Consider the following 21,947-nt stretch of genomic DNA (forward strand, 5'->3'; position numbering starts at 1 on the left):
TGTCCCGACACCCAGACGACGACATAGCGGGTCGACGTACGGCACAGCGGTCCGGCTGACGCACTCCACCGCAGCATTTAGACAAATGATCAGCGAGTGCTCAGCGCATCTACAGGCGCTTTATGGGCGGGGTCGACTGGCTCCCGCGTAGTCGTCTCCCTTCCACCGGTAGTCGTCCACTTTGACTGGCTGGCCGAAGTCCGGAGCATTGATCATCTTTCCGGCGCCGATGTAGATCCCCACGTGGTGGATGTTGCCGGGCGTGCCGTAGAAGACGAGGTCGCCGGGTGCCAATGGGGCGTCCTTCGAAACCTGTGGGCCAGCGTTGTACTGCTCTTGCGCGGTTCTCGGGAGGTTGATCCCAGCCGTTTGGTAGGCGGCCATGGTCAGTCCCGAGCAGTCGAAGCCTTCGTGACCATGATCGGGTCCGTTTCCTCCCCAGACGTAAGGCAATCCGAGTTGCCCTTGCGCGTAGTTCACGGCCTGCTGTGCTGGTGGGGTTGCCGGCGCGTCGCTTCCGGAGCTGGCTGCCGCCTGTTTGTATTGGGCTGCTTGGTTGAGGACTTGACTGACGTACCAATCGGCATGGTTATAGGTGAGGATGGCACCGTAGATGTCGCGACCATCGCGGGCGCCCGACTCGCACAGGTAGCCGGCGGCGGCGTAGATGGCGTCGTGCGGGTTGTACCGCGAGGGCGGGTTGCCGCCTCCGGGCGGGATGGGATGGCGCGCTACCACAGAGTCGAATGTGGACTGTAGAAACTGCATCGGCCCGCCGGCGCCTGCGTAGTTCGCTCCATTGTGGACACCTGGGAGATTTGAGCGCCCGTGGTTCGTCTCGATCTTGCCGACGCCGGCCAGGATGCTCCAGTCCAGCCCGGGGCAGGTAGTGGCGGCCTGCCGGTAGAGGGCCAGGTAGTCGCCCGGGATGTCGGCCAGGGCGGCCTGGCTGGGTTGGCTCGCGGTCACGGAGCCGCCTCCACCGAAGATGGCGGAGGCAACTCCGGACACGGCGGCTGCGACCAGCACGATCAAGGCGACGGCGGCACCCAGGACCGTGGTGGCGAGCTTGAGCATGCACGCATCACCCCGTGGGTTTCCAGGTCAGGTCGTGGTGTGCGAAAGGCGGCATCGGAGCCGGCGGACTGAGCCGAGGCACTGGGCTGGTTTCGCGTGCGCTGGGGGTGGCCTGCGTGCTGCTGGTGGGCTCGCCCACGTGGGGCCAGGCGGCGTGCAGGTCGGCCAGCCGCCAGCGGCCTGCGTCGCGATGGGCCAGGGGCAGCCAGATGCTGGCTGAGGCAGTACCGGTGCGGTTGAGTTCCTCGGTTGTGGTGGTCGCGATCGGCACGTCCTGCGGGCGGGGTTGGCTGCGCAGGTGCTGGGTCAGCAGCCGGCGGGCGTGGGCTTCCCGGCCGGCAGTGGAGAACACCGCCAACAGCGGTGTGACGATTCGGCTGCTAGCGGCGAGTTCGAGGTAGTCGGGGACCTTGGCAACGAAGCGGCCCAGCGGGGCGCGGCCGGTGTCCCATTCGAGGAACCACTCGATCTCGCGGTCATCTTCGCGCCAGCGGCCGTAGCCGTCCGGCCGCACGATGTCGCCGAAGTGCCGAGCGCAGCGGGCTTCGGACCACCAGGCGGTGACCTCCCGGTCACCTTGGGCGAGCGCGTCGGCGATGAGTCCGGTGAACAGGCTGTTGAGCCCGTGCAGGTGCGCCAGACGCAGGCTGTAGGCGATCCCGATCGAACGCTCGGCGCGGAAGCCCAGCAAGCGGGGGTCGATCCCGTCTTCGTGCGCGAGCAGGTGCGCGCCGGTTGTGTCGAGCACGTAGAACATCGGGGACCGCCCCTTACCGACATAGGGCTGGAAGCGGTCCAGGACGCGCCACTGGTAGAGGCGCTGGAGCCGGTAGTTGGCCGCGCGTCGGGTGGGGAAGGCAACTTGGACGATCTGGGTGGAGGTCAGCGTGCGGTGCTCGGCGCACATGCGGGCGATCCACCGGTCGCGTTCGGTGAGGTGGGCGGCGACGGTGGCCTGGTGCTCGGTGGAGGCGGCCACACGGGAGCTGGCGCGGGCCGGAATCGGTGTGCGCAGGTCGCGTTGGGGCGTGCTGGGGTCGAGCATCAATGTCTCCTTGCGGACAAACCGAATGGGCAGGACGGCAAAGCGCAGAGAAAGGGGCAGGCCACGCCCTGGTGGTTGGGTGTGGCCTGCCCCTTTTCCGCGAAGCGTTGAGCGTTATGCGGCGCGACGAGGATCGGTTCCGGTGGACTCCGGTGCGGCTTGGTCGCGTCCCTCTTCAGCCGCGGTCGATAGCGGCTGGGTGTGGCGGGCGGCGGCTTGGCGCACCATGCGCGCTCGGCCGCGGATCGCCGGGGGCAACGGCTGCGTGGCCAGGGTGAACGGCTGGGTTTCCTCGCCGTTGACCACGAGCCGCGTAGCGGCGTGGAAGGCGCCGAGGTGGGCAAGATCGTGCTCGCTGACCCGAGGTGCGGTGTGGCGGGCCAGTTCGCGGGCATCCTCGGGGCTGGCGTTGAAGAAGATCTTCGACCGGGCGTTGGTCGAGATGCCCTCCTTCAAGTCCTTGCCGAGCTGGCCGAGATGCTGGTGGGCCAGCGTCATGGACAGCCGGTAGCCACGTGCTTCGGCGAGCATGTCCTCCATGGCATACGGCAAGTTCAAGAAGTTGTGTGCCTCATCCACGTACAGCGACGCGTCGAGTCGTTCGCGCTCCGGCACTGCGGCGCGAGCAGTGGCCGCCTGCCAGACCCGAGCCACGATCAGCGACCCGAGCAACCGGGTGGTGTCCTCGCCCAAGCTCCCCTTGGGGATGCGCACGAAGCACAGCCCACCGTCCAGCGCCGCCGAAAGGTCCACTGTGGACTCTCCAGCCGAGACGGCCTTGACCACGAACGACCGCAAGAGGAACGCGCGCAACTTGTTCAGCAGCGGTGCGGTCGCCTGTGCCCGCGCGGCGTCGCTCAGCTGCTCGTACCAGTCCCAGAAGCCACGCAGGGTCGCATCGTTCTCGACCGTCTGACGGTGACGTTCGCGGGTGGCCGCATCGGTGAGCAGCTGCGGCAACGCGGAGAGCTTCGGGGTGTCCGATGCGGCCCGCAGGGTCAGGCATGCGGCGCGCAGGATGTCCTCAGTGCGCGGCCCCCATGCGGAGGAGAACACCCGTGAGAACACGCTGACTAGGTTGTCGACGGCCGCCTCTTTCGGCCCTTCCAGCGGGTTCAGGCACGGGGTCGTGCCGGGTGTGTCGGCGTCGAAGAGCACCACGCGCTCGGCGGCCTGTTCGGGCAGGCGCTTGAGCACATCGGTGATCAAGTCGCCCTTGGGGTCGATGACGACCGCGCCGCGCCGGTGCTCGGCGTCGGCGAGGATCATCCGCGCCAAGATCGTCGACTTGCCCGACCCGGTGGCGCCCAGTACGTGCAGGTGGTGGCGGGCATCGCTGACCTGCAGCCCAACGGGGCGGGCGTGCCCGGTGTCGGAGACGCCGACTGGGCGGACCAGCTCGCCCTCCGTGGGGGTGTTCGGCGGGGGCGGCACGGCCTTGGCGCCCGCCCGGCTCAGCCCCGGCAGGGCCTCGTCAATGGGCAGGTGGCAGATGCCGGCCAGTTCTGGCACGGACAGCAAGTCCCCATGGCGCAGCCGCCGCCGGGCCAATGTCTCTTCGGGGTCGCGCAGCCGCTGGCGGCGATAGTGGTTGTGCTCGGTGAACCCGGAAAACGCGCTGGCGATCGCGTGGGCGCGGCCCCGGATCTGCTCCCGCACGCGTGCGACCTGGTCCGGCGGCGTCTGTGCCGGCACGCTGGTGGCCACCGCGTAGCGGATCACGGTCTCCCATTGGCTACCGCGCTGTTTGGCCACGATGGCGCGGTTCTGTCCCTGGTACTCCAGCGAGGTTTGCGGGTCCAGCTTCGGCTGACCGCCTGTCCCCGCGGAAGGTTTCGGTGTCGCACCGGGGGTGATCAGGTCCAGCAGCCGGCCGACCAGGCGCGTCGAGCGACCGGCGTGCAGGTGACGGGCGGCGCGCCGGGCCTGCTTGACGCGCCGCCCGGTCACCGGACGCGCCAACACCTGGACGCACGCCTGCTCGTGAATACCGAGTCCGGTGGGCGCGCCCAGCAGCGCACGGATGGGGTCGGCATCGAAATCGCTGCGGATGGGCAGCGCCTCGGAGCGCGCCAGCCGCAACACACCCCCGGTGGCCACCTGCCGACGGCCCTCGTCAGCCTCCACCGCTAGCGGCGGGCCGGCCTGCTCGGTGCGGGTGTGCGCGCCCGGCCACGCTGCCTCGACCGCGCGCTCGACCATCCCCGGTGGCACGGTTCCCGGCACCCAAAGCCGGATCTGCACGCCGTCGTGGCCGAACACGTACTCCCACGCCAGATGCGGCTGACCACCCACCAGGCGAGCCCACATCGGGCGCAGCAATCCGACGAGGTTCGACCATGCTGCTTCAGCACCGTCGGGGTCCACGGTCGGTGGCGTCAGAATCGTGACCACGCGAGCTTGGTCGTGCAACCGGTCCTGGCACCGGTCGTTCCACCAGCGCCGCAGGCTGATCAGGCCGCTGATCGCGGTGAGCGCGACCGGGCCGACGATGGGTCCCCACACCTGTATCCACGACCAGACAGCGTTCAGGACTGCCCGGATCGCGCCCCAGGGATCAGTGAGCAGCCCGCCCAGCGGGCTGTCCACAATGGATGATTGCAGCAGAATCACAGGAATAAACCTCCTGAACTGGTCACAAGTGCCTGACGGGACTACGCGGCCTGTCGGCGATCGGTGCGGTCTCGGCGGCGAGCGGAGGGTGCGCTGGTGATCGCGCGAACGGCAGCGGCACCCCGGCGGGTATGGCGCTCCGCGTCGACTTCGGCCTGCCACTCGGAGAAGCGGCGGCCGTCCAGCCGCCGCAGGAAATGCGGGATGCGGTTCGCGGGCACGCCCACCAAGCGCGGCCCCAGCACGGCCAGCAGATCCGAGGCTTCCTGCGAGGACCAGCCGGCCGCGGCGATGGCCTCCTCGTCCGGGAACACGTCGGCGACCCGGTCAGTCTGCGGGTCGATCACGTGATCCTGGGTGCCGCCGTAGCTATAGACCCACAACAGGTTTTCGGGCGGGTCCGGTTCCACGAGTCGGCGGAACCGGTCGATTTCCTTGGTGTAGCAGTAGAAGTTCACCTCTGGCCGGTCTCGCATGATGCGCAACCAGCGGGTTGTGTAGTCGTCGCTGAAGAAGTCGCCGCTGTCGTGAACCCTGATCCAGCGACCAACGAACTTGGGTGCGGCGAGTTCGGCGAGCATGGCCTGCTGCCAGCCGTCCGGGTCGTCAAGCACGAATTGCAGGTTGGAGTGGTGCTTGGCGCGCACGGCCGGCCACAGGTAGGTGCCGTGCCGCGCGTAGCAAACCTGACGACAGATGCCGGCCGAGGGGCAGGTGTTGTAGGTGCGCCCGTCGGGCAATCTTCCGGCCCACGCGGGCAAGGTCCAGTTGTAGACGCCGATCTGCTTCATCTCGCGGTTCTGGGTGAGCAGGCGTCGCGGGCGCGCGGGTAGCGTCCCGGATTCGGGTGTGGACGAAGACATAGGTGTACCCCCGTGAAATGGGATGCGAAGTTGCGATAAGGCGCGCAAGGCACGACGAGTGCCAGGTCAGCCGCGCGTCGACACAGCTGGCGGACGAGGCGCCGGCTGATCAGGCCGGCCCGTCGGGGCCTGGCTCTGCGTCGTCCGGGTGTTCGGTCGAGGTCGAGCGGCCGGGGCGCTGCTCGCGGCGGCGGTAATGATCCAGATTGATGATCTTGGTGGTGACGCCGTCGGGGTGGACCGTGACGAGCTGGGCGTACTCGGCGCCGCGGCGGCGGCGTACATGCCTGGCGCACGCACGGATCAGGCCGCGTGCGCCGACGAACGCCAGGGTGCCCAGGTAGGCACCGCAGAACGTCACAACAGCGCAGGCGAGCCAAATCACTGCCACCAGCCCGAAAGTCAGCGCCAAGGCGGGCAGCACATCGTGCAGAAACGTGTGCCAGCTGGTGGGGTCTGAGCTATGTTGAGCAATGGCGATTGAGGTGGACACTGGCATTCCTCCCTCCTGATGGTCACTCGTCGAGAACGAGGTCATGGCCGACGCCGGAGTCGTATTCCTCGTCGTCGGCGGGTTCGTCGTTCATGGCGGCGAGTTCGGCCGGATCAGTGGTAATCAGCTGGTGCTCGGCGTCGGAGGCAATGGCCTGCATGGCTACCCTCTGAGTCCCGGTAGACAAGAGCCCCTGTCCCGTGCCCGCCGAGAGCAAGAACTGTCGCTCTCCTTCGGACAGGGCGAAGGTGCGCACGATGTCGTCGATCGCCTGCGGCGCCTGCCTGAGCAGAATCTGGGTGGCCGCGTTGCTGATGATCGCTTTGCCTAGATCGGAGCCGAGTACGTCGCCCACGTCCTGGGTAGCCACCGTCAAGCCACACCAGTGTTTGCGGGCGGACTTGGCCATGCGCCACAGGAATTCCGCACCGGCCTGCTGCTGCATCAGCAGCCATGCCTCGTCGACCACGCACAGCCTCGGCCGGCGCGTGCTGGGATTGGAGATCCGGCGCCAGACCGCATCCAGGGTCAACAGCGTGCCGGCCGGCTTCAGCTCATCCGGGAGATTCCGCAGGCTGAACACGAGCAGATGCCCTTCGGGCGGGGTCGTCGTCGGCCCGTCGAACAAGCCGGAGAACGCGCCGTGGGTGAACGGGTGCAGCCGGCTGGCGAGATCCCGGGAGGTCTCGTCGTCGGACTGGCCCAGCACCGACCGGAGGTCGGCCAGCAGCGGCGCCTGCCGTGTCCAGGTGCGAGCGTCCTCGGTGATGCCCGCAGCCCGGTAGGTCGGCGTGACCGCTTGATCCAGTACCGCCCGCTCGTTCGCACTCAACGCCTGTCCGAAAAGGACAGCAAGGAGAGTGTGAATGAACAGCGAACGGCGGGTGAGCGCATCGGATGGGGCCGAGCGGCGCCCATCAGGCCGGGTGTGGATCGGCAAGTCCAGGGGGTTGAGCCGCACACCCTCGCTGCCGAGCGGAAAATACGTACCGCCGACGGCCCCGGCGAGGCGGGCGTACTCGTCCTCGGGGTCGAGGATCGCGATCTCGGTGCCGTGGTACAGGCTCCGGATCGCTTCGAGCTTGACCAAATAGCTCTTACCGGCCCCGCTGCGGCCGAGGATCACGGAGTTGAAGTTCTCGCAACTGAACCGGTCCCAGTGCACCAAGCCCTGGCTGCCGAGGTTCCAGCCGTAGAGCACGCCGCGGGCGGCTGATGCCGAGGTCGGGTCCGGCGGCGGCAGATCAGGGCTGGTGAACGGGAAGGCTGCCGAGAGGGCGGCGGTATCGAACGAACGGGTCATCCGGATCTGGTCCAGGCCCGTCGGCAACGCCGTGACCCAACCCTGCAAGCTCCGGTACGTGGTGGGCTTTGCGTCCATGAGCAGGCTCGCGGTCAGCGCCCGTAGTGCGCTGACCTCCTCGACGAGTTCGTGCTCCGAGTTCGCGTGGACGGTGAGATACAGGCCGACCCGGAACAAACGACCCTCGCCGCGGGCGAGCCGGTCAGATAAGTCCTGGGCGTCCTCGGTGGCCGCCTCGACCTGCGGGTCGGCTAGCCGCCCGTGCGCGGCGGTGTGCCGCCGACCGGACTCCAGGCGCCCCAGCTGCTTCTTCAGCCGCTCGGCGGCCACCTGCGGGTCGATCGGTTCGATGTGCAGCGACACGTCCAGCCGGGCCGGATGGGTCAACAGGGGTTGCAGCCAACCCGCGTGGACCTCTCTGGGGTAGCCCGCGACGGCGAAGCTGGCGACCCATTCGTCCCCGATTTGCAGGTGACGCGGGTGAACCTCGACGGCGTCGGGGGCGAAGGCAGCCGAGGTCGCCGGGGAGGTGCGGCGGCGGTTCCGGGTGAACATCACAGATGGTCCTCCTCGTCGGGGTCCCAGCCCGCTCCGGCCGGGGTGGTGATCACCTCGTCGGCGCCAGCCATCTCCGGCGAGGGCGGCAGCGGACTGTCCGGGTTCGTGGCGGCTGACAGCACAGCGGTGGCCTGCGCAGCATCGAGCGGAGTGACCTCGATGCCGGCCGCAGACAACAGCTCGCTGGCCTCGTGCATGCGCCGCAGCAACCGGGAGGTCGCCGCCCGACGCGCCCCATCCGTGGGCTCGACCTCCTCCTCGCCGCCCCCGCGGCGTCGACGCAGTCGGCCGCGGCGGGTCAACGAGTCCGCCGGCGCGCTGCGCACGGGCTCACGGATCACCAGCAGGATCTGCCGGCGCAGCAGCTCGGCTTGCTGGCCCAGCTGGGCGAGGTAGTCGGCGTGATCGAGCGCGGCGGTCTCCAACGCCGGGTGCGGCAAGCTGGCTGCGCGCTCGCGTAGCTGCCCGATCTGCTCGGAGAGATCCAGGCGCTGGGCGCGCACCAGGATTTGCACGGGTGCGGACAGGCTGTGCAGGTAGCGTCCCAATGCGGCGGTCAACGCTTCCTGCTCGGCCGGGGTCCGCAGCGAAAAGTTCACCGTCGAACAACCGGCGAGCAAGGCGAGCCCGTCTGAGCCGAGATCGACCACTCCGGCCTCGCTGACCCCGGTGGCCGGCAACTCCAACGCGCCAGCCACCGGCTCGTCAGTCTCTTCGGCGACGCCGGACAGCCACTCCGGGACCGTTGCTGGCGCATGCCCGGCAGCAACCCGCCGCTGGGGCTGGAGCCGTTGCTGGAGTGCGGCCAGCAGCAACCGGTCCAGCGTTACGCCGTCGCGGCGCACCACCACCAGCGCGCCCACGGCCACCCCGAGAGGGACCGCGACGATCAGGTAGGCCACCACCGGGAGGAACGCCCGGGTGGCCACCCACCCGCCGTAGAGCAGCAGACCGGTCACGGCCATGACCGCCACCTGCCGGGCGGTGAAGCCCGCGAGGATGGTGTCCTCCCGGTCCACGTCTGCTGGGATGCGCACGCTGTACTGGCTCACGTCGACTCACCTCCTTCGCGGCGGGTGCTCGGGCGGGGTGGGGAGACCTTCGGCAGGTCCAGCGGCAGCGCTTGCTGGCGTGGCTGCGCACTGCGGTTCGGGCGCGGCGGTGCGGGCGCCTGCGCACTGGGCCGGGTCGGCTTGCGTGTGCGCTGCACATTCAGTGGCAGCTGGTACTGGCCTTGCCGGTTGGCTCGGGGCTTGTTCTCCGGCCACTCCCCGTCAGCCGGGAACTTCAGCTGTTGGCCCGCCGTCGACGGCCGCGGCGGGCTCGGCGGAGGTGACGGAGGCGTCGGGCGCCGCACGCGCTGCGCGGTGATCGGCAGCCGATACTGCCCGTCGCGGCCAAGACGAGGCCGGTTCTCCGGCCACTCGCCACTGGCTGGGAAACGCAACTGCCGTCCTCGGTTACTCGATGCGGCCGACGACCGCGGCGCCGAGTCGGCTGCTGGTCTCGGAGCACGCTGGCGTTGCACGTCCAGCGGCAGTTCGTACTGCCCGTCCCGGCACAAGCGCGGCTTGTGCTCGGGCCACTCCCCGTCCAGGGGCAACTTCAGCTGCTTGCTGTGTCCGCTGGGCCGGGGCCGCGGTGCGGGCTTCGCGCCCGCGCGCTGGGTGGCCTTGGACGCTCGCTGCCGCTTGACCCCTTCCAGGGGCAGCATGTACTGGCCCGACGGGGTAGCGCGTGGCGACGCATAGGGATCAGTCGGCCCCGGCTCCTTGGGGCCGCCGCCCCGGGGCTTCGGGGCGCCACCGCCGCCTCCGCCTCCGAGCCCACGCAGAAGTCCGAAGGTCTTGTACGCGATAAACCCTCGAACCAGGGACCCGACCAGCGACCGGCCGCCGCCGCCACGAATCGAACCCAAGATCCAGAACGGAATTTTGAACAGGATGTACATCAGCGCCAGAGACACGAGAAGGTTCACCAGCCCGTCTGTGGTCGGCCCGAAGAACGTGAATCCACCCGGGGACAGGAACACCCGCATCGCGGTGATCAGCGCCAGCGACTGACCCAGCTGAATGGCCAGACAGCCACCAAAGGCTTTCCACCACCATTTCGCGATGCCCTCGGTGTGCGGCAGCGCGTGACACATCAGGGCCAGCGGTGCACCCGCAATGAGGATCACGGTCAACGCGACGCGGACAATGTAGGTCAGCAAGAGCGCGACGAGCATTCCGGCGAGAAAAAGGCCGATGAAGATGATGAAGAATCCGCCGTTAAGCGAACTCATCACCAATTGCTTGAGCGTGTCGGCCGAGGAATTCTCGTCGACCCCGCCGGACATGATCGCTTTCGCGAGCGCGTTAGCGAGATTGATCGCCTGCGCGCACACCCAGAGCGACAACGCGCCAGCCAAGAAACCAATGATGACCCGCGGAAGAATCTCCTTAATAGAGATTCTGGTCTGCATGGTCTCGTAAGCCATGACGATGATTCCCGCAATGAGAATCAACATCCCGTAGCAGGCCAGCATGATCTGCCACGAGGAATTCCACAGCTCACCAATGCGGGGCAGCTGGTCCAGCGTCGGAGTGGTCAACAAGGTGTTGGCCAGCAGGTCCAGCAGGCTGTTCAGCGCCGGGGTCACCAGATCCCGGAAAAACGAGTCGATCGCGTCGTTGACGCAGGCCGGGATATCGGTGATCCCGCATGAAGACTCCTGCTCGGAATTCTGGCCGCCGGGTTGGCCCGGCTGGTGACCAGACGGCGGTGGTGCCGGCGTGGTGGGCTGCGGGATACACCCCGGCCCCTGGCACGGCGGCGGCCCCGGCGGTTGGGCGGGCGGCTGCTGTGGAGCCGTCGGGTTCGGCTGCCCCGGAGCCGGCGTGGGCATGTGGCAAGCCGGAATCGGCGAATCCGGGGCACAGCCGTCGACGGTCGGCAACGGCAGAGCCGGGGGCGGCACCGGCGCCGGTGGCGAGGGCGCCGGTGCCGAGGGGGTGGGTGCGGGCTGGGCCGAGGCGGTGCCCGCGCCGGCGATGCCGACCAGAACGCTGAGAGCAAGCAGGCCAGCCACTGCGGCGAACGCGCGGCCGAACCGGTGGCCGGCCCCAGAGGTGGGGGTTGCGGTGGCCAGCATGCGATCAGGCCCCCACGATCCCTTTGAGGATCTCGACCACCAGGGGCGCCAACGCGGCCAGGCCGTAGCCGAAGCCCGCCGACTTGAAGGACTGTTTGGCCTTCTCGACCTCACTGGGGTCGCCGTTGGCCAGCACGTAGCGGACCCCGCCGATCGTGAGGAAGACCGTGGCGAGCAGCGCCAAGATCCCCATGAGCCAGTTGCGGATGTTGTTGAGGACTTCGTCGACCGAGCGGGCCAGCGCGACCACGTGCGTGGTCTCGGCTGAAGCCGTGGTGGCGGTGACCACCAAGCCGGCGATGACAAGCACGGCCACGGCAAGGACCCGGCCGACCCGGCGGCGTGGCGTGTGGCCACTGGCCGCGGGGCGAGCAGAGGGCGCGATCGAGCGCATCGTGGACCTCCAGGGCTTTCCAGCGGGCGAAGAGCGCGAGAAGCGGGCAGGGATCACCCGCGGCCCTGAAGTCCGGATTTCGGGGGCTCATTGGACAGCCCCTCGTCGACTTTTTTCGCTACACTCTGTGACCGCTCCGGGGTATCGGATGCAGCGCTGGGCGAGGTCTGCGACGTGGCCGCCTCGCCCGTGGGGTCGCTCTCGACAGGGCCGTCGGCGGACTCGGTCAGCCAGGCGGCGAGTCGGTACTCGGCCCGCTTGCGGGTCTTGTACGCGGCCCAGAACTCGATCTTGTGGTGAGCGGCCCAGTCATTCAGCAGGGTTTCGCCGAGCCGCGTCTCCGAGATCACCTCGGCCTCGATCGGGGTCAGGACTCCGACCTGAACCGCGCGGGCCAGGACCAAGTCCGGGTGTCCCGACGGGGGCTTCGGCTCGGCGGAGAAGAACCCGGGCGCCTTCGGTGTGGGTCCGTCCAGCGCCGCGGTGAGCGCTCGGTGCCCGAAGCGGTAGGCGGCCCACCGCAGGCGGATCGTGATCCGTCCCTTGGTGAGGTCGATCGTCTGCAGGGCGTCGAGGAAGCCCTGCACGATCTCGGAGTGGACGTCGGCGGGGTCGCCGGCGTACCGGTCGGTCAGCCGAGCCGCCATGGGGGTCAACATCGGCAGGGCGAGCCCGACGGCCACGATCGTCCACGTGCCGCCCTCGCTGCGGGCGCGCGTGATCACGTGCCGCCAGACCTGGTCCCACACTCGGCGTGGGCAGGACCGGCGCAGCAGCAGATCGCGGAGTTCGTCGACGGGGATCTCGCGGTTGGGCAAGTGATCGAACTCCCGCCCGTCCACCGCCACCGGGTGGTCCCCGGCGGTCAGCCACGCGAACGCGTCGCGGGCGGCATCCAGCGGGTTAGTGGGCCACTCTGCGTGCCCAGAAACCGAGGGGCGTGCCATCTCGCGGCTCCTCTCGAACGGCGGTCAATGACGCCGCCGAGAGGGCCAGGCGCGGAACAGCGCAGCGCACGGTTCCGTACTAAGAACTGCTTAAAACGATCTCCTTGTCTCGGAACAAGAAGATCGACAAATCTGGAGATTCGAGATCACTAACGAACTGCCAGCAAAGCTGTGCGCTGCTGCGTTAGTCATCTCTTGTTCCATTGCTGTCACCCGACAAGCCGCTCCCACCGGAACAAGAGAGTTGATCTCGACGAATTTCCGGGGCGATCTTGAACAGGCCCGCGCATGATCACGAAACTGGCGGTCGAACCCAGACGAAGTTGATCAAGAACCGGGGCGCGAAAGATCAACAAGTGGTTGCGGTCAGCCGCCTCATGGCATTACCGACTGTCACAGTTTGATGTGACTTGAATCACTCCATCGTTGTCCGGGGTCGTGTCCAATCGCGCCCGGTTTCGCGGACTTCAGGGGTGTCCTTGCCCCTCCGCGATGATCATGGAGCGTCTGACATGTCGCCACCGCCGATCCCGAGCGCGCCCGACTCGCACGAGCCCATCCAGCCCCCGTTGCCCCGGCAGCCGGCGCGCCGTCACCGACACGCCGCGGGGCGCCGCCGCGACCCCGCAAGGGCCGTGCCGGCAAGCGTCAAGTTCTGCCGCCTCGCCCCCGACGCCGGTCATGAGGAGAGGATCGTCGCGGCCGTCCGCTTCGTCGTCACCGCCTACAGCAACCCCGGCGACCGGGTCGCGCTCGCCGACGCTGCCGAGCGTGGGTCACCCGCACCCGCGAGCCGCGAGCGCCGCGACCGCCTTGTGGAGACGGTCCTGCGACTCGCCCGCGGCGCGGTCACCGAACCGCCCCGACCGGCGCTCGGTGATCACCTTCTCGACCGCGGAGAAGACCGGACTGGGACTGCGCCTGAGTCCGAGTCCGGACCCGGACCCGAGCACCCGTCGGTCGCGGAACCGACCGCGTCCCCCGCCGTCCGTCGCGCCGGAGAGCGGAACCCGGACCGGTTCGCTGCGATCGTCTGCGGCTGCACACCCCAGCCAACCGACCCCGGTCTGATGACCGACTGGGCACCGCTGCTTGCTCCCGACGGCGCCCTCATCGTTCTCACGCACAGTAATCACGGGTCGGAGGTGCGGACGACGCGCTCCGGGAGCATCGTGCCGGCCGCGACACTGGCCGGCCTGACATTGACCGACCGGCTGATCCTGGCGCATGACGCCCCGAGTACCGCGCCACCGACGACCCGGCACAGCCAGCGCGCCGTCGCTCTCGGCGCTCATCGCCGCATCCACGCCACCGCCTGCGTGTTCCGCCCCTCGACCCCGTCGCTGGAGCCCCGTCATGCCTAAGAACGTTGTGCGCCCGGCCAGTGTTTGGGCTACAGGAAGCCGCTCGCCCCGCCAGCAGATCGTCGGCCGGCATATCGGCGCCACGCGCTCGGACAACGCGCTGACCCCGACGATCGCTCGCTGGGTCATCCAGACCTACACCGACCCCGGCGAGATCGTCTGTGATCCCAACCCCGGTCCCGGCCTCGTGGTCGCCGAGGCCGTCCGCGCCGGCCGCCACGCCCTGGCCCTGCCCACCCAGCCCCGTTGGGAGTCCACGCTGGAAGCGAACCTCGACCTCGCCCGCCTCGCCGGCAGCACCGGTCACGCCACCCTCCTGGACAGCATCGACGACCCGCGCGCCACCGACCTGCCCGGCGCGGTCGACCTCGTACTGACCGGCCTGCGCCATACCCCGACCAGCGACCCCAGTCGGGTCCTGGTCGACCTCTACGAAGACCTCGACGCGGTCGCCGACTGGGTCTGGCCCGGCGGGCACATCGTGATCACTTGCCGCCCCTGGCACCGCCGCGGACGCCTCGTGGATCTGCCCGGACAGATCCACGAGGCGGTGGACGCGGTCGGGCTAGTACCCGCCGATCACTGCATCGCCCTGATCGCCCCGATGCACGGTCAGCAGCTCCGGCCCCGGCGCAGCACCCGCATGGGAGACCGCCCGGAGGGCACCGATCTGCACGGCTGCCGCACCACGCTGCCGACGCATCTCGATGTTCTGGTCTTTCAGCTCCCGCCGGCCGCAGGCCACGAGATGAAAGGCGGTGGGCAGTGAGCAGCCTCTACTACCGCGACCCGAGCACGGAATTGCACGTCGGCGATGCCATCGACGTGATGGCCACGCTGCCGAGCGCATCGGTGGATTGCGTGGTGACCTCGCCGCCGCAGTGGGGCTTGCGCGATTACGGAACTGCCGAATGGGTCGGTGGAAAACCCCGGTGCCGACACACGCTCGGCACGACACCGCATCAGCGACGGTCGGTGAAGAAAACCGGGATTGGTGGTCATCGCGCCCGTACTGAGAAGCACTGCCGACGGTGCGGCGCGATTTCACGAGACAAGCAATACGGGCTTGAGTCAACGCTCGACGAATACGTTCACAAGCTCGGCGAGGCAAGCGCGGAAATAGCACGTCTCCTCAGCCCGGAAGGAACATTCTGGCTCAATCTTCGCGATGGATACAGTTATCACAACAGCGGCACCGGAAGCACCCGAAGGATCGGCCCCGGAGAATCCGGCGAGGTGGTTCGCCACAAGAGCTTGATGGGCATTCCGTGGCGCGTTGCCCTCCATCTGCAAAAGCAAGGGTGGATCATTCGGAACGCGGTTGTGTGGCACAAGCCGAACAGCATTCCTGACCCCGCAACGGACCGATTTTCCTCGCGGTATGAGATGGTCTTCCTCTTGGTCAAGCAGCCGGATTACCACGTGGACGCCAGCCGCGTCCTTGAACCTCTCTCGCAGGAACGTCCCGCCCATCGCAAAGACCATCGCGGGGGCACTAAGCCGCATACGGTCAAATCCCCGTGGAGCCCACGATCCCCCGGAAAGAATCCGGGCGATGTGTGGTCGATGTCGACCCGGCCATTGCCAGACGCGCACTGCGCCCCGTTTCCCATCGACCTTCCCTGGCGCTGCATCGCTGCCGGATGCCCCGAGGGCGGCCACGTTCTCGACCCGTTCTCCGGCGCCGGCACGACTGGGCTGGCTGCCCGCCAGTTGGGGCGCTTCTACCGAGGCATCGACCTGCGGAGCGACTACCACGACATCGCCCTGCGCCGACTGGCTGGCAGCCAGCCCGCCGACATCGACCTGCCCGAGGCGGCGTGACCCGAGCGCCGTCTTTGCCGCACCGAACCCGTCCAGCCGATCGCGAAAGGCGGTGACTCGTGAGCTGATCGACGACCCTGATCTGAACTTCGCCGAAGGATCACGATCCTCAGCTTCGGAATCTGGACCCCGCGTCGACCGTCCCCGCGCCAGCTGAGCCGGGGACGCCGAGGTCCAGTCGGTCGGTTGATCGCTGGCCCCGACGGGTGCCCCAGTGCAGTCGGGGAGTCGAAGCCCTACCGATCGCCCGCGCCGACACCCCCAGCCACCACAGCGCGCGTCATGGCGCGTGCCCGCGTCCCATCAAGCCCGCCGGGTACCGGCGCGGGTGCCCCGGCTGGGGTCGTGTCCGCTGCGTCGACGGTCGCCCAAGTCCGCCGACCAGCACCCGCGACCTTCCGCTCAGCAGCGGGCTCGCGGGCTCGGAGGTGCGCTCATGTGCGCTGACGAACCCCACATCGACCACGACGACACCAACGACGGCGCAGACCAGCAGCCGAACACTGTGGTCCCGTTCACCAGCGACGCCGACAGCGCCGGCGTTACGGTTCACATCGATCACATCGAGACCACGCCGATGACCGACGAGCAGTACCGGCTCGCCGTCACCGCACTGGCCGAGTTGATCAACCAATGGAAACACGCACAGCAGCACAGTCCGGACGAAGCCGCCGACGCTGCGTGACGTGAGGCCCCGCAGCCTCGTCCCGAACCGCCGAGGCCGAGCCTTCCGGCCTCGGCGGTCGAGAAAGCTACACATCGCAGTCCAGCAAGGGAGTCTTGTCGATGGCGCGATCCGCCACCGCACAACGCACGAAAAAAGCCGCCAGCCTCGACGACCTCGACACCGTCCGGGTGGGCATCTACACCCGGCGCTCCACCGACGACGAGAACCAGCCGTACTCGATCGAAGTGCAAGACGAGCGGCTGGACTCCTACGTCGGCTCCCAGCCCGGTTGGCAAGTGGCGATGAGGTTTTCCGACGACGCCTCCGGCGGCACCACCGACCGCCCCGACCTGCAACGTGCGCTGCAGGCGGCTCGTGCGGGCCTCATCGATGTGCTGCTGGTCTACCGGGTCGACCGGTTCTCCCGGAACCTGCGCGACACGGTCACTTTGCTCGATGAGCTGGACCAGCTCGGAGTGGTATTCCGCAGCGCCACCGAGCCGTTTGACACCTCCACCCCGATGGGCCGAATGCTGGTGCAGATGCTGGGCATGTTCGCTCAGTTCGAGCGCGACAGCATCATCGAGCGCGTTATCGCCGGCATGGAACGCAAGGCCGCCAAGGGTTTGTGGAAGGGCGGACGCCGTCCCTTTGGCTACACCGTTGACAAGGGAACCCACCGCCTTGTTCCTCATGCCGACGAAGCCGCAGTCGTCAGGCTCATCTTCCGCAGCTACACCCGAGACCGGCTCGGCTCCAGCTCCATCGCCACCCTGCTCAACGAACGCGGGCACCGCACAACCAACGGAGGAACCTGGTCCGCTTACCAAGTCCTCCGGGTGCTGTCCAACCGCATCTACATCGGTGAGCTGGCCTTCCGTGGCATCACCGTCGAGGACTGCCACGCTCCGCTCGTCGACAGCGAGACGTTCGAGCACGCCGAACGCATCCTGGCTGAACGCGGCGAAGACCATTCGCATCGTGCCGCTTCCGGTTACGACTACATGCTCACCGGCCGGATGCGCTGCCCCAAGTGCAGCAAGGCCATGCTCGGCACGCGCGCCACTGGCCGGAGCAAGACCTACCGCTACTACACCTGCTTCACTCGCGCCCGCTACGACTCCAGCACATGCGACACCCCGCGGCTGAACGCCGATGACGTCGATGCCGCCGTGCTCCACGCGCTCGGACACTTCTACCGCGACCAACACGCCCTGATCACCGACGCGATCAGCATGGCCCAGCAAGAACACGAAGCAGGCCACGCCGACCGCCATGCCGAACTCGCCGCGGTCGACACCGAGATGAACAAGGTCAACGCCGCGATCGACCGCTACCTCTCCGCGTTCGAGCGCGGCACCCTCGACGAGGAAATGGTCGCCGACCGGCTCCCCGCCCTACGCGAGCAGACCAAACAGCTTCGTGCCCGCCGTGACGAACTCGCCGCCGCCCTCGACGAGCAGCCCACCGCCCCCGACGCGACCACGCTCACCGAGGTCGCCGACCACATCAACGAGATCATCACCGACGGCACCGCGAACCAACGCAAGGCCCTCATCGAAGCCCTGGTACCTCAAGTCAAGATCACCGGACCAGACCGACTCGTCCCGGTCTTCCGCATCCCCCAGCCCCGAAACAACGAAGAGGCCGCTCCCGCCTCACCAGCGGAAACGGCCTCGAAAGGAGCGGTTCGTACAATGACTAATTTGGTGGGCCCCCGGGGGATCGAACCCCGAACCCGCGGATTAAAAGTCCGCTGCTCTGCCGATTGAGCTAGAGGCCCCAGACCTACCCCGACGGGTGCCGGGCCCGGCCCGCCACCGGAACTCCCCCCGGACGGTCTCGACGAGCCGCCGCACACCTTACCGTGCGCGATCGTCGATCTCGTCACCACGACACCATCCGGCGTCGCTCACTGGGGGCGGCTCTCGATGGCCTCGGTCAGCTCCTGCCGCCAGGCGGCGTGCTCGTCCGGGTGGTTGCGGCCCAGGTCGGAGATGCAGTCCGCGCAGCGCCCGACGATCGTCAGGAGCACGCCGTTCGCGCAGCGCACGCACGGAACCGGCTCGGCGAGCGCGTCATCGGGACGACCGGCCACCTCGGCTGTCACACCGTTCACGGTAGCGGATCCCCAAAATGGTCGACTCGCACCGCGACGGCCACCATCCGGCGTCCGGTTCGCCCAGAATGACGCCCATGACTGTCCGAACCACCGCACGGTGGGCACTGCTCGGCGCGCTCGCGCTCGTCGTCACGGCGTGCGGCGGCACGTCCGGGAGCGGCGGGGCCGCGGCCGCGTCGGAGCGGCAGGTCCAGGTCTCCGCCACGTTCGCGCAGGGTGGGGGCGGGCCCGCGTACACCTACGACACCGCGCTGGTCCCGGCCGGCGCGACCGTCGAGGTGACCAGCGCCGCGGCCGACGGTGGCACGACCACGACCCTCCGTGTCTCCGGCCTCCAGCCGAACCGGACCTACGGCGCGCACGCGCACACGAAGCCGTGCACGCCGGCCGCGGGCGCCGACGCGGGCCCGCACTACCAGTTCAGGCCGGACCCGGTCAGCCCGAGCGTCGACCCGGCCTTCGCCAACCCGCAGAACGAGATCTGGCTCGACGTCACGACCGACGCGAGCGGCGCCGGCGAGGCCACCAGCACGGTCCCGTGGACGTTCCCGCCGGACCGGCGCGCCGCCTCGGTGGTCCTGCACGAGAAGGCGACCGCCACCCACGCCGGGCACGCGGGCACCGCAGGCGCGCGGCCTGCCTGCGTGACCGTCGGCTTCTGACCGCGGCGGGCGGGGCCACCCGCGAGACCCGGGCCTGGGACAATCGTCGTCGTGACGATCGTGCAGGACCGGGTCCGCGGTGAGCGGACGGACACCTCCGCCCGCGGCGGACGCGTGCTGCCGCCGCTGCGGATCGGCCCGTACACCGTCGACACGCCGGTGGTGCTCGCCCCGATGGCCGGCATCACCAACCCGGGTTTCCGGCGGCTGTGCCGCGAGCAGGGCGCCGGCTACTACGTCTGCGAGATGATCACCGCGCGCGGGCTGGTCGAGAAGAACCCGCTGACGTTCCGCATGATCGCGTTCGACGACGACGAGCGGCCCCGCTCGATGCAGCTCTACGGCGTCGACCCCGAGTCGATGCGGCTCGCCGCGCGGATGGTCGTCGAGCGCGACCTCGCCGACCACATCGACATGAACTTCGGCTGCCCCGTTCCGAAGGTCACCCGGCGCGGCGGCGGTGCGGCCCTGCCGTTCAAGCGGAAGCTGTTCGAGCGGATCGTGCGGGCGGCCGTCGACGGCGCCGGGGACCGGCCGGTCACGGTCAAGATGCGGATCGGGATCGACGACGACCACCGGACCTACCTCGACGCCGCGCGGATCGCCGTCGACGCGGGCGCCGTGGCCGTGGCGCTGCACGCCCGCACCGCCGCCCAGCGTTATTCCGGCGCGGCCGACTGGAGCGCGATCGCGCGGCTGCGGGACGCGGTGCCGGCGCACGTCCCGGTGCTGGGCAACGGCGACATCTTCTCCGCCCGGGACGCGCTGGACATGGTCGCCCGCACCGGGTGCGACGGCGTCGTGGTCGGCCGCGGCTGCCTCGGCCGGCCGTGGCTGTTCGGCGACCTGGAGGCCGCCTTCGCCGGGCGCGAGCTCCCGCCCCCGCCGGACCTGGGCCAGGTCGCGGCGACGCTGCGCCGGCACGCCGTGCTGCTCTGCGAGCACATGGGCGACCACAAGGGCATCCGCGACGTCCGCAAGCACATCGCCTGGTACCTGAAGGGCTTCCCGGTCGGTCCCGAGCTGCGGCGCAGCCTCGGGATGGTCGAGTCGATCGACCACCTCGACGAGCTGCTGTCCCAGCTGGACCCGGACGAGCCGTTCCCGGCCGACGCCGACGGCCCGCGCGGTCGGCAGGGTTCACCCGGCCGGGTCGTGCTCCCCGAACACTGGCTGGACGACCCGGACGACCCGTCCGTCCCCTTCGGTGCGGACGTGGAGCACTCCGGCGGCTGAGCGGTGCCACGCACACCGCGTTCACGGGTCCCCGACCCGGGCGATCCGGACCCGCCGAACGGGTACCGCGGCCCCGCGGGCCTCAAGCGTCGCCTGTGATCCACCGATGTCCGGTGATGACGGGAGGTGGATGATGACCGACACGGTCTGGACGGTGCGTGACGTCGAGCGTGCCGCGCGTTCTGCCGGCCCCGTCGTCGCCGGCGGCGTCGAGCCCACGGACCCCGCCGCCCGCGCCGCGCTGCACACGGCCGCCGCCGAGCGGCTCGCCGAGAACCAGCGCTTCGAGCAGGCCTACCTGCACCTGCGCGAGGCCGTCCGGCTGCTGAACGGGGGCGCGGGGACGACCGTCGAGGACGAGCTCGACCGGCTGCGTCGCGAGCACGCCGAGGCCCGCGAGCAGAGCAGGCGGGACAGCCTCACCGAGTCCTACAACCGGCGCTACCTCGACGAACGCCTCGCGGACCTGCTCGACGGCACCAGCGGCCGCCGGGTCTGCCTGGCGCTTGCCGACATCGACCACTTCAAGCAGGTCAACGACACCCACGGGCACCCGTTCGGGGATCGCGTCCTGCAACGGATGGTCCACGAGCTGGAGCGCGGGCTGCCCCGCGGCGCGTTCTGCGCCCGCTACGGCGGGGAGGAGTTCGCGCTGGTGCTCCCCGACCTCGGGGCGGACGACGGCGTCGCGGCGTGCGAGGCGGCCCGCGAACGGGTGGCGGCGCACGACTGGACCGCGCTGCACCCCGACCTGCGGATGACGATCAGCATCGGGGTGGCCGACGCGGCGCCGGGCGACGGCGTCGAACCGCTGGTCGCCGAGGCCGACCTCCTGCTGTACGCGGCGAAGCAGGCCGGGCGCAACGCCGTCGCCCACCGGGCCGGTGACGGGCGCGTGCTGCTCGCCGGTGCCGCCTCCGGGCGCCGCTCGATCCCCCAGCTGGGCGCGGGACGCGGCCGCCCCGGGGCCGCGGCGCCGGTCTCGGCCGAATAGACTGCGCCCCGCGGGATCCGGTCGTTCGCGTCCCCCCGCCCTGCGCGATCCCCCGACACGCGCACGGCCACCGCGCGACCGGGAACGGACCCGCCACGAGGAGGCCCGGTGCACGACGACGATGCGCGCCGCCCGCGGCGTACCCGTCGCCGGGCCGCCGACGATGCGGTGCCGCCCGCGCCGGCGGCCCCCCGCCGCTCCGCGGAGCAGGCCCGGCCCGACACGCCACCCACCGGACCGGCGTCCGGTCCGCAGGCGCGGCCGGACGCGCCCCACAACTCCGGCCCGCACGCCCGTCCCGACGGGCTCCATGACTCCGGCTCGCAGCCGCGGCCGGCGCACCCGGGCCTCCCTGCCCCGCCGACCGGGGTGCGCCGCGTGCGCGGCGGCCGGGTGCCACGCCACCCCGGTGGTCCGGCGCCCACCGATTCGCCGCGCCCGGCCGAACCGCCGGCCCACCCGCCGGGGCCGCCCCGGCCACCGCACCACTCGGGCGAGACCGCGCGCCCGGCCGTGCCGTGGCCCCCGGCCGACGGGTCCGCCCCGGCCTGGCATCCGAACGGGCCATCGGAGCCGCCCCACCCCACCGACTCGGCCCGGCCGGCCGCACCGCGGCGCCGCGGCGAGCCCGCCGAACCCACCGGGCGCCCCG

General features: G+C 69.6%; 18 protein-coding genes, 1 tRNA gene and 1 pseudogene. 7 read left to right on the top strand and 13 right to left on the bottom strand.

Features of this window, described 5'->3' with window-relative positions; translation table 11 throughout:
* Positions 1–120: 120 nt before the first annotated feature.
* The 10 genes from H7X46_RS23660 to H7X46_RS23705 form a co-directional block, all read right to left on the bottom strand.
* Complete coding sequence (locus H7X46_RS23660; RefSeq protein ID WP_186361461.1) at positions 121–1,077, bottom strand: bifunctional lysozyme/C40 family peptidase; 957 nt, start codon at positions 1,075–1,077, stop codon at positions 121–123.
* 7 nt (positions 1,078–1,084) lie between these two features.
* Positions 1,085–2,122 (bottom strand): replication-relaxation family protein, encoded by a 1,038-nt coding sequence (locus tag H7X46_RS23665; protein ID WP_186361462.1) that lies wholly within the window; start codon positions 2,120–2,122, stop codon positions 1,085–1,087.
* A gap of 114 nt (positions 2,123–2,236) precedes the next feature.
* Positions 2,237–4,726 carry a type IV secretion system DNA-binding domain-containing protein gene (locus tag H7X46_RS23670; protein ID WP_255426822.1) on the bottom strand — a complete coding sequence of 830 codons (2,490 nt, stop codon included), beginning with the start codon at positions 4,724–4,726 and terminating at the stop codon, positions 2,237–2,239.
* A gap of 50 nt (positions 4,727–4,776) precedes the next feature.
* A complete protein-coding gene (locus H7X46_RS23675) occupies positions 4,777–5,598 on the bottom strand; it encodes a hypothetical protein (RefSeq protein ID WP_255426203.1) in 822 nt (273 codons plus the stop codon).
* A gap of 109 nt (positions 5,599–5,707) precedes the next feature.
* The gene (locus H7X46_RS23680) at positions 5,708–6,091 is read right to left on the bottom strand and encodes a hypothetical protein (protein ID WP_186361464.1); all 384 of its coding nucleotides are present in this window, start codon (positions 6,089–6,091) and stop codon (positions 5,708–5,710) included.
* A 22-nt stretch (positions 6,092–6,113) separates the two neighbouring features.
* Positions 6,114–7,949 carry a VirB4 family type IV secretion system protein gene (locus tag H7X46_RS23685; protein ID WP_186361465.1) on the bottom strand — a complete coding sequence of 612 codons (1,836 nt, stop codon included), beginning with the start codon at positions 7,947–7,949 and terminating at the stop codon, positions 6,114–6,116.
* Positions 7,949–9,004 carry a PrgI family protein gene (locus H7X46_RS23690; RefSeq protein ID WP_186361466.1) on the bottom strand — a complete coding sequence of 352 codons (1,056 nt, stop codon included), beginning with the start codon at positions 9,002–9,004 and terminating at the stop codon, positions 7,949–7,951. The genes H7X46_RS23685 and H7X46_RS23690 overlap by 1 nt, the downstream gene beginning before the upstream one ends.
* The gene (locus H7X46_RS30095; protein WP_255426204.1) at positions 9,001–11,085 is read right to left on the bottom strand and encodes a type IV secretion system protein; all 2,085 of its coding nucleotides are present in this window, start codon (positions 11,083–11,085) and stop codon (positions 9,001–9,003) included. The genes H7X46_RS23690 and H7X46_RS30095 overlap by 4 nt, the downstream gene beginning before the upstream one ends.
* 4 nt (positions 11,086–11,089) lie before the next feature.
* Positions 11,090–11,479 carry a pilin gene (locus H7X46_RS23700; RefSeq protein WP_255426205.1) on the bottom strand — a complete coding sequence of 130 codons (390 nt, stop codon included), beginning with the start codon at positions 11,477–11,479 and terminating at the stop codon, positions 11,090–11,092.
* 53 nt (positions 11,480–11,532) lie between these two features.
* Positions 11,533–12,426 (bottom strand): hypothetical protein, encoded by an 894-nt coding sequence (locus H7X46_RS23705; protein WP_186361467.1) that lies wholly within the window; start codon positions 12,424–12,426, stop codon positions 11,533–11,535.
* 635 nt (positions 12,427–13,061) lie between these two features.
* On the opposite strand from H7X46_RS23705, the gene H7X46_RS23710 reads away from it, so the two are divergent.
* From H7X46_RS23710 to H7X46_RS30100, 4 genes and pseudogenes are all read left to right on the top strand, one after another.
* Positions 13,062–13,790 carry a hypothetical protein gene (locus tag H7X46_RS23710; RefSeq protein WP_186361468.1) on the top strand — a complete coding sequence of 243 codons (729 nt, stop codon included), beginning with the start codon at positions 13,062–13,064 and terminating at the stop codon, positions 13,788–13,790.
* 7 nt (positions 13,791–13,797) lie between these two features.
* Complete coding sequence (locus H7X46_RS23715) at positions 13,798–14,559, top strand: DNA modification methylase (RefSeq protein ID WP_370588926.1); 762 nt, start codon at positions 13,798–13,800, stop codon at positions 14,557–14,559.
* The gene (locus tag H7X46_RS23720; RefSeq protein ID WP_186361470.1) at positions 14,556–15,614 is read left to right on the top strand and encodes a site-specific DNA-methyltransferase; all 1,059 of its coding nucleotides are present in this window, start codon (positions 14,556–14,558) and stop codon (positions 15,612–15,614) included. The genes H7X46_RS23715 and H7X46_RS23720 overlap by 4 nt, the downstream gene beginning before the upstream one ends.
* Before the next feature lie 786 nt (positions 15,615–16,400).
* A pseudogene (locus H7X46_RS30100) lies at positions 16,401–17,408 on the top strand (recombinase family protein); the annotation flags it as partial.
* 270 nt (positions 17,409–17,678) lie between these two features.
* Here H7X46_RS30100 and H7X46_RS30105 read toward each other — a convergent pair.
* From H7X46_RS30105 to H7X46_RS23735, 3 genes are all read right to left on the bottom strand, one after another.
* A complete protein-coding gene (locus H7X46_RS30105; RefSeq protein ID WP_255426206.1) occupies positions 17,679–17,858 on the bottom strand; it encodes a hypothetical protein in 180 nt (59 codons plus the stop codon).
* Positions 17,859–17,988: 130 nt separating this feature from the next.
* Positions 17,989–18,064: transfer RNA gene (locus H7X46_RS23730), tRNA-Lys, on the bottom strand.
* Positions 18,065–18,193: 129 nt separating this feature from the next.
* On the bottom strand, positions 18,194–18,391 hold the full coding sequence (locus tag H7X46_RS23735) for a hypothetical protein (protein ID WP_186361471.1): 198 nt from the start codon (positions 18,389–18,391) through the stop codon (positions 18,194–18,196).
* 86 nt (positions 18,392–18,477) lie between these two features.
* Between H7X46_RS23735 and H7X46_RS23740 the strand changes: the two genes are divergently transcribed.
* The 3 genes from H7X46_RS23740 to H7X46_RS23750 all read left to right on the top strand — a co-directional run bounded on the left by H7X46_RS23740 (position 18,478) and on the right by H7X46_RS23750 (position 21,295).
* Positions 18,478–19,065, top strand: coding sequence for a superoxide dismutase family protein (locus tag H7X46_RS23740; protein WP_186361472.1), 588 nt, complete (start codon positions 18,478–18,480; stop codon positions 19,063–19,065).
* A 117-nt stretch (positions 19,066–19,182) separates the two neighbouring features.
* The gene (dusB, locus tag H7X46_RS23745; RefSeq protein WP_186362863.1) at positions 19,183–20,301 is read left to right on the top strand and encodes a tRNA dihydrouridine synthase DusB; all 1,119 of its coding nucleotides are present in this window, start codon (positions 19,183–19,185) and stop codon (positions 20,299–20,301) included.
* A 133-nt stretch (positions 20,302–20,434) separates the two neighbouring features.
* Entirely contained in the window at positions 20,435–21,295 is an 861-nt protein-coding gene (locus tag H7X46_RS23750) for a GGDEF domain-containing protein (protein WP_186361473.1), read from the top strand.
* Positions 21,296–21,947 lie beyond the last annotated feature (652 nt).

Source organism: Pseudonocardia sp. C8 (assembly GCF_014267175.1).
Lineage (GTDB): Bacteria > Actinomycetota > Actinomycetes > Mycobacteriales > Pseudonocardiaceae > Pseudonocardia.

Excerpts from the sequence above, each read along its gene's own strand:
- H7X46_RS23750 (WP_186361473.1), top strand. The coding sequence starts at position 20,435 with ATGACCGACACGGTCTGGACGGTGCGTGACGTCGAGCGTGCCGCGCGT.
- H7X46_RS23665 (WP_186361462.1), bottom strand. The coding sequence starts at position 2,122 with ATGCTCGACCCCAGCACGCCCCAACGCGACCTGCGCACACCGATTCCG.
- H7X46_RS23705 (WP_186361467.1), bottom strand. The coding sequence starts at position 12,426 with ATGGCACGCCCCTCGGTTTCTGGGCACGCAGAGTGGCCCACTAACCCG.
- H7X46_RS23740 (WP_186361472.1), top strand. The coding sequence starts at position 18,478 with ATGACTGTCCGAACCACCGCACGGTGGGCACTGCTCGGCGCGCTCGCG.
- H7X46_RS23675 (WP_255426203.1), bottom strand. The coding sequence starts at position 5,598 with ATGTCTTCGTCCACACCCGAATCCGGGACGCTACCCGCGCGCCCGCGA.
- H7X46_RS30095 (WP_255426204.1), bottom strand. The coding sequence starts at position 11,085 with ATGCTGGCCACCGCAACCCCCACCTCTGGGGCCGGCCACCGGTTCGGC.
- H7X46_RS23685 (WP_186361465.1), bottom strand. The coding sequence starts at position 7,949 with ATGTTCACCCGGAACCGCCGCCGCACCTCCCCGGCGACCTCGGCTGCC.
- H7X46_RS23660 (WP_186361461.1), bottom strand. The coding sequence starts at position 1,077 with ATGCTCAAGCTCGCCACCACGGTCCTGGGTGCCGCCGTCGCCTTGATC.
- H7X46_RS23700 (WP_255426205.1), bottom strand. The coding sequence starts at position 11,479 with ATGCGCTCGATCGCGCCCTCTGCTCGCCCCGCGGCCAGTGGCCACACG.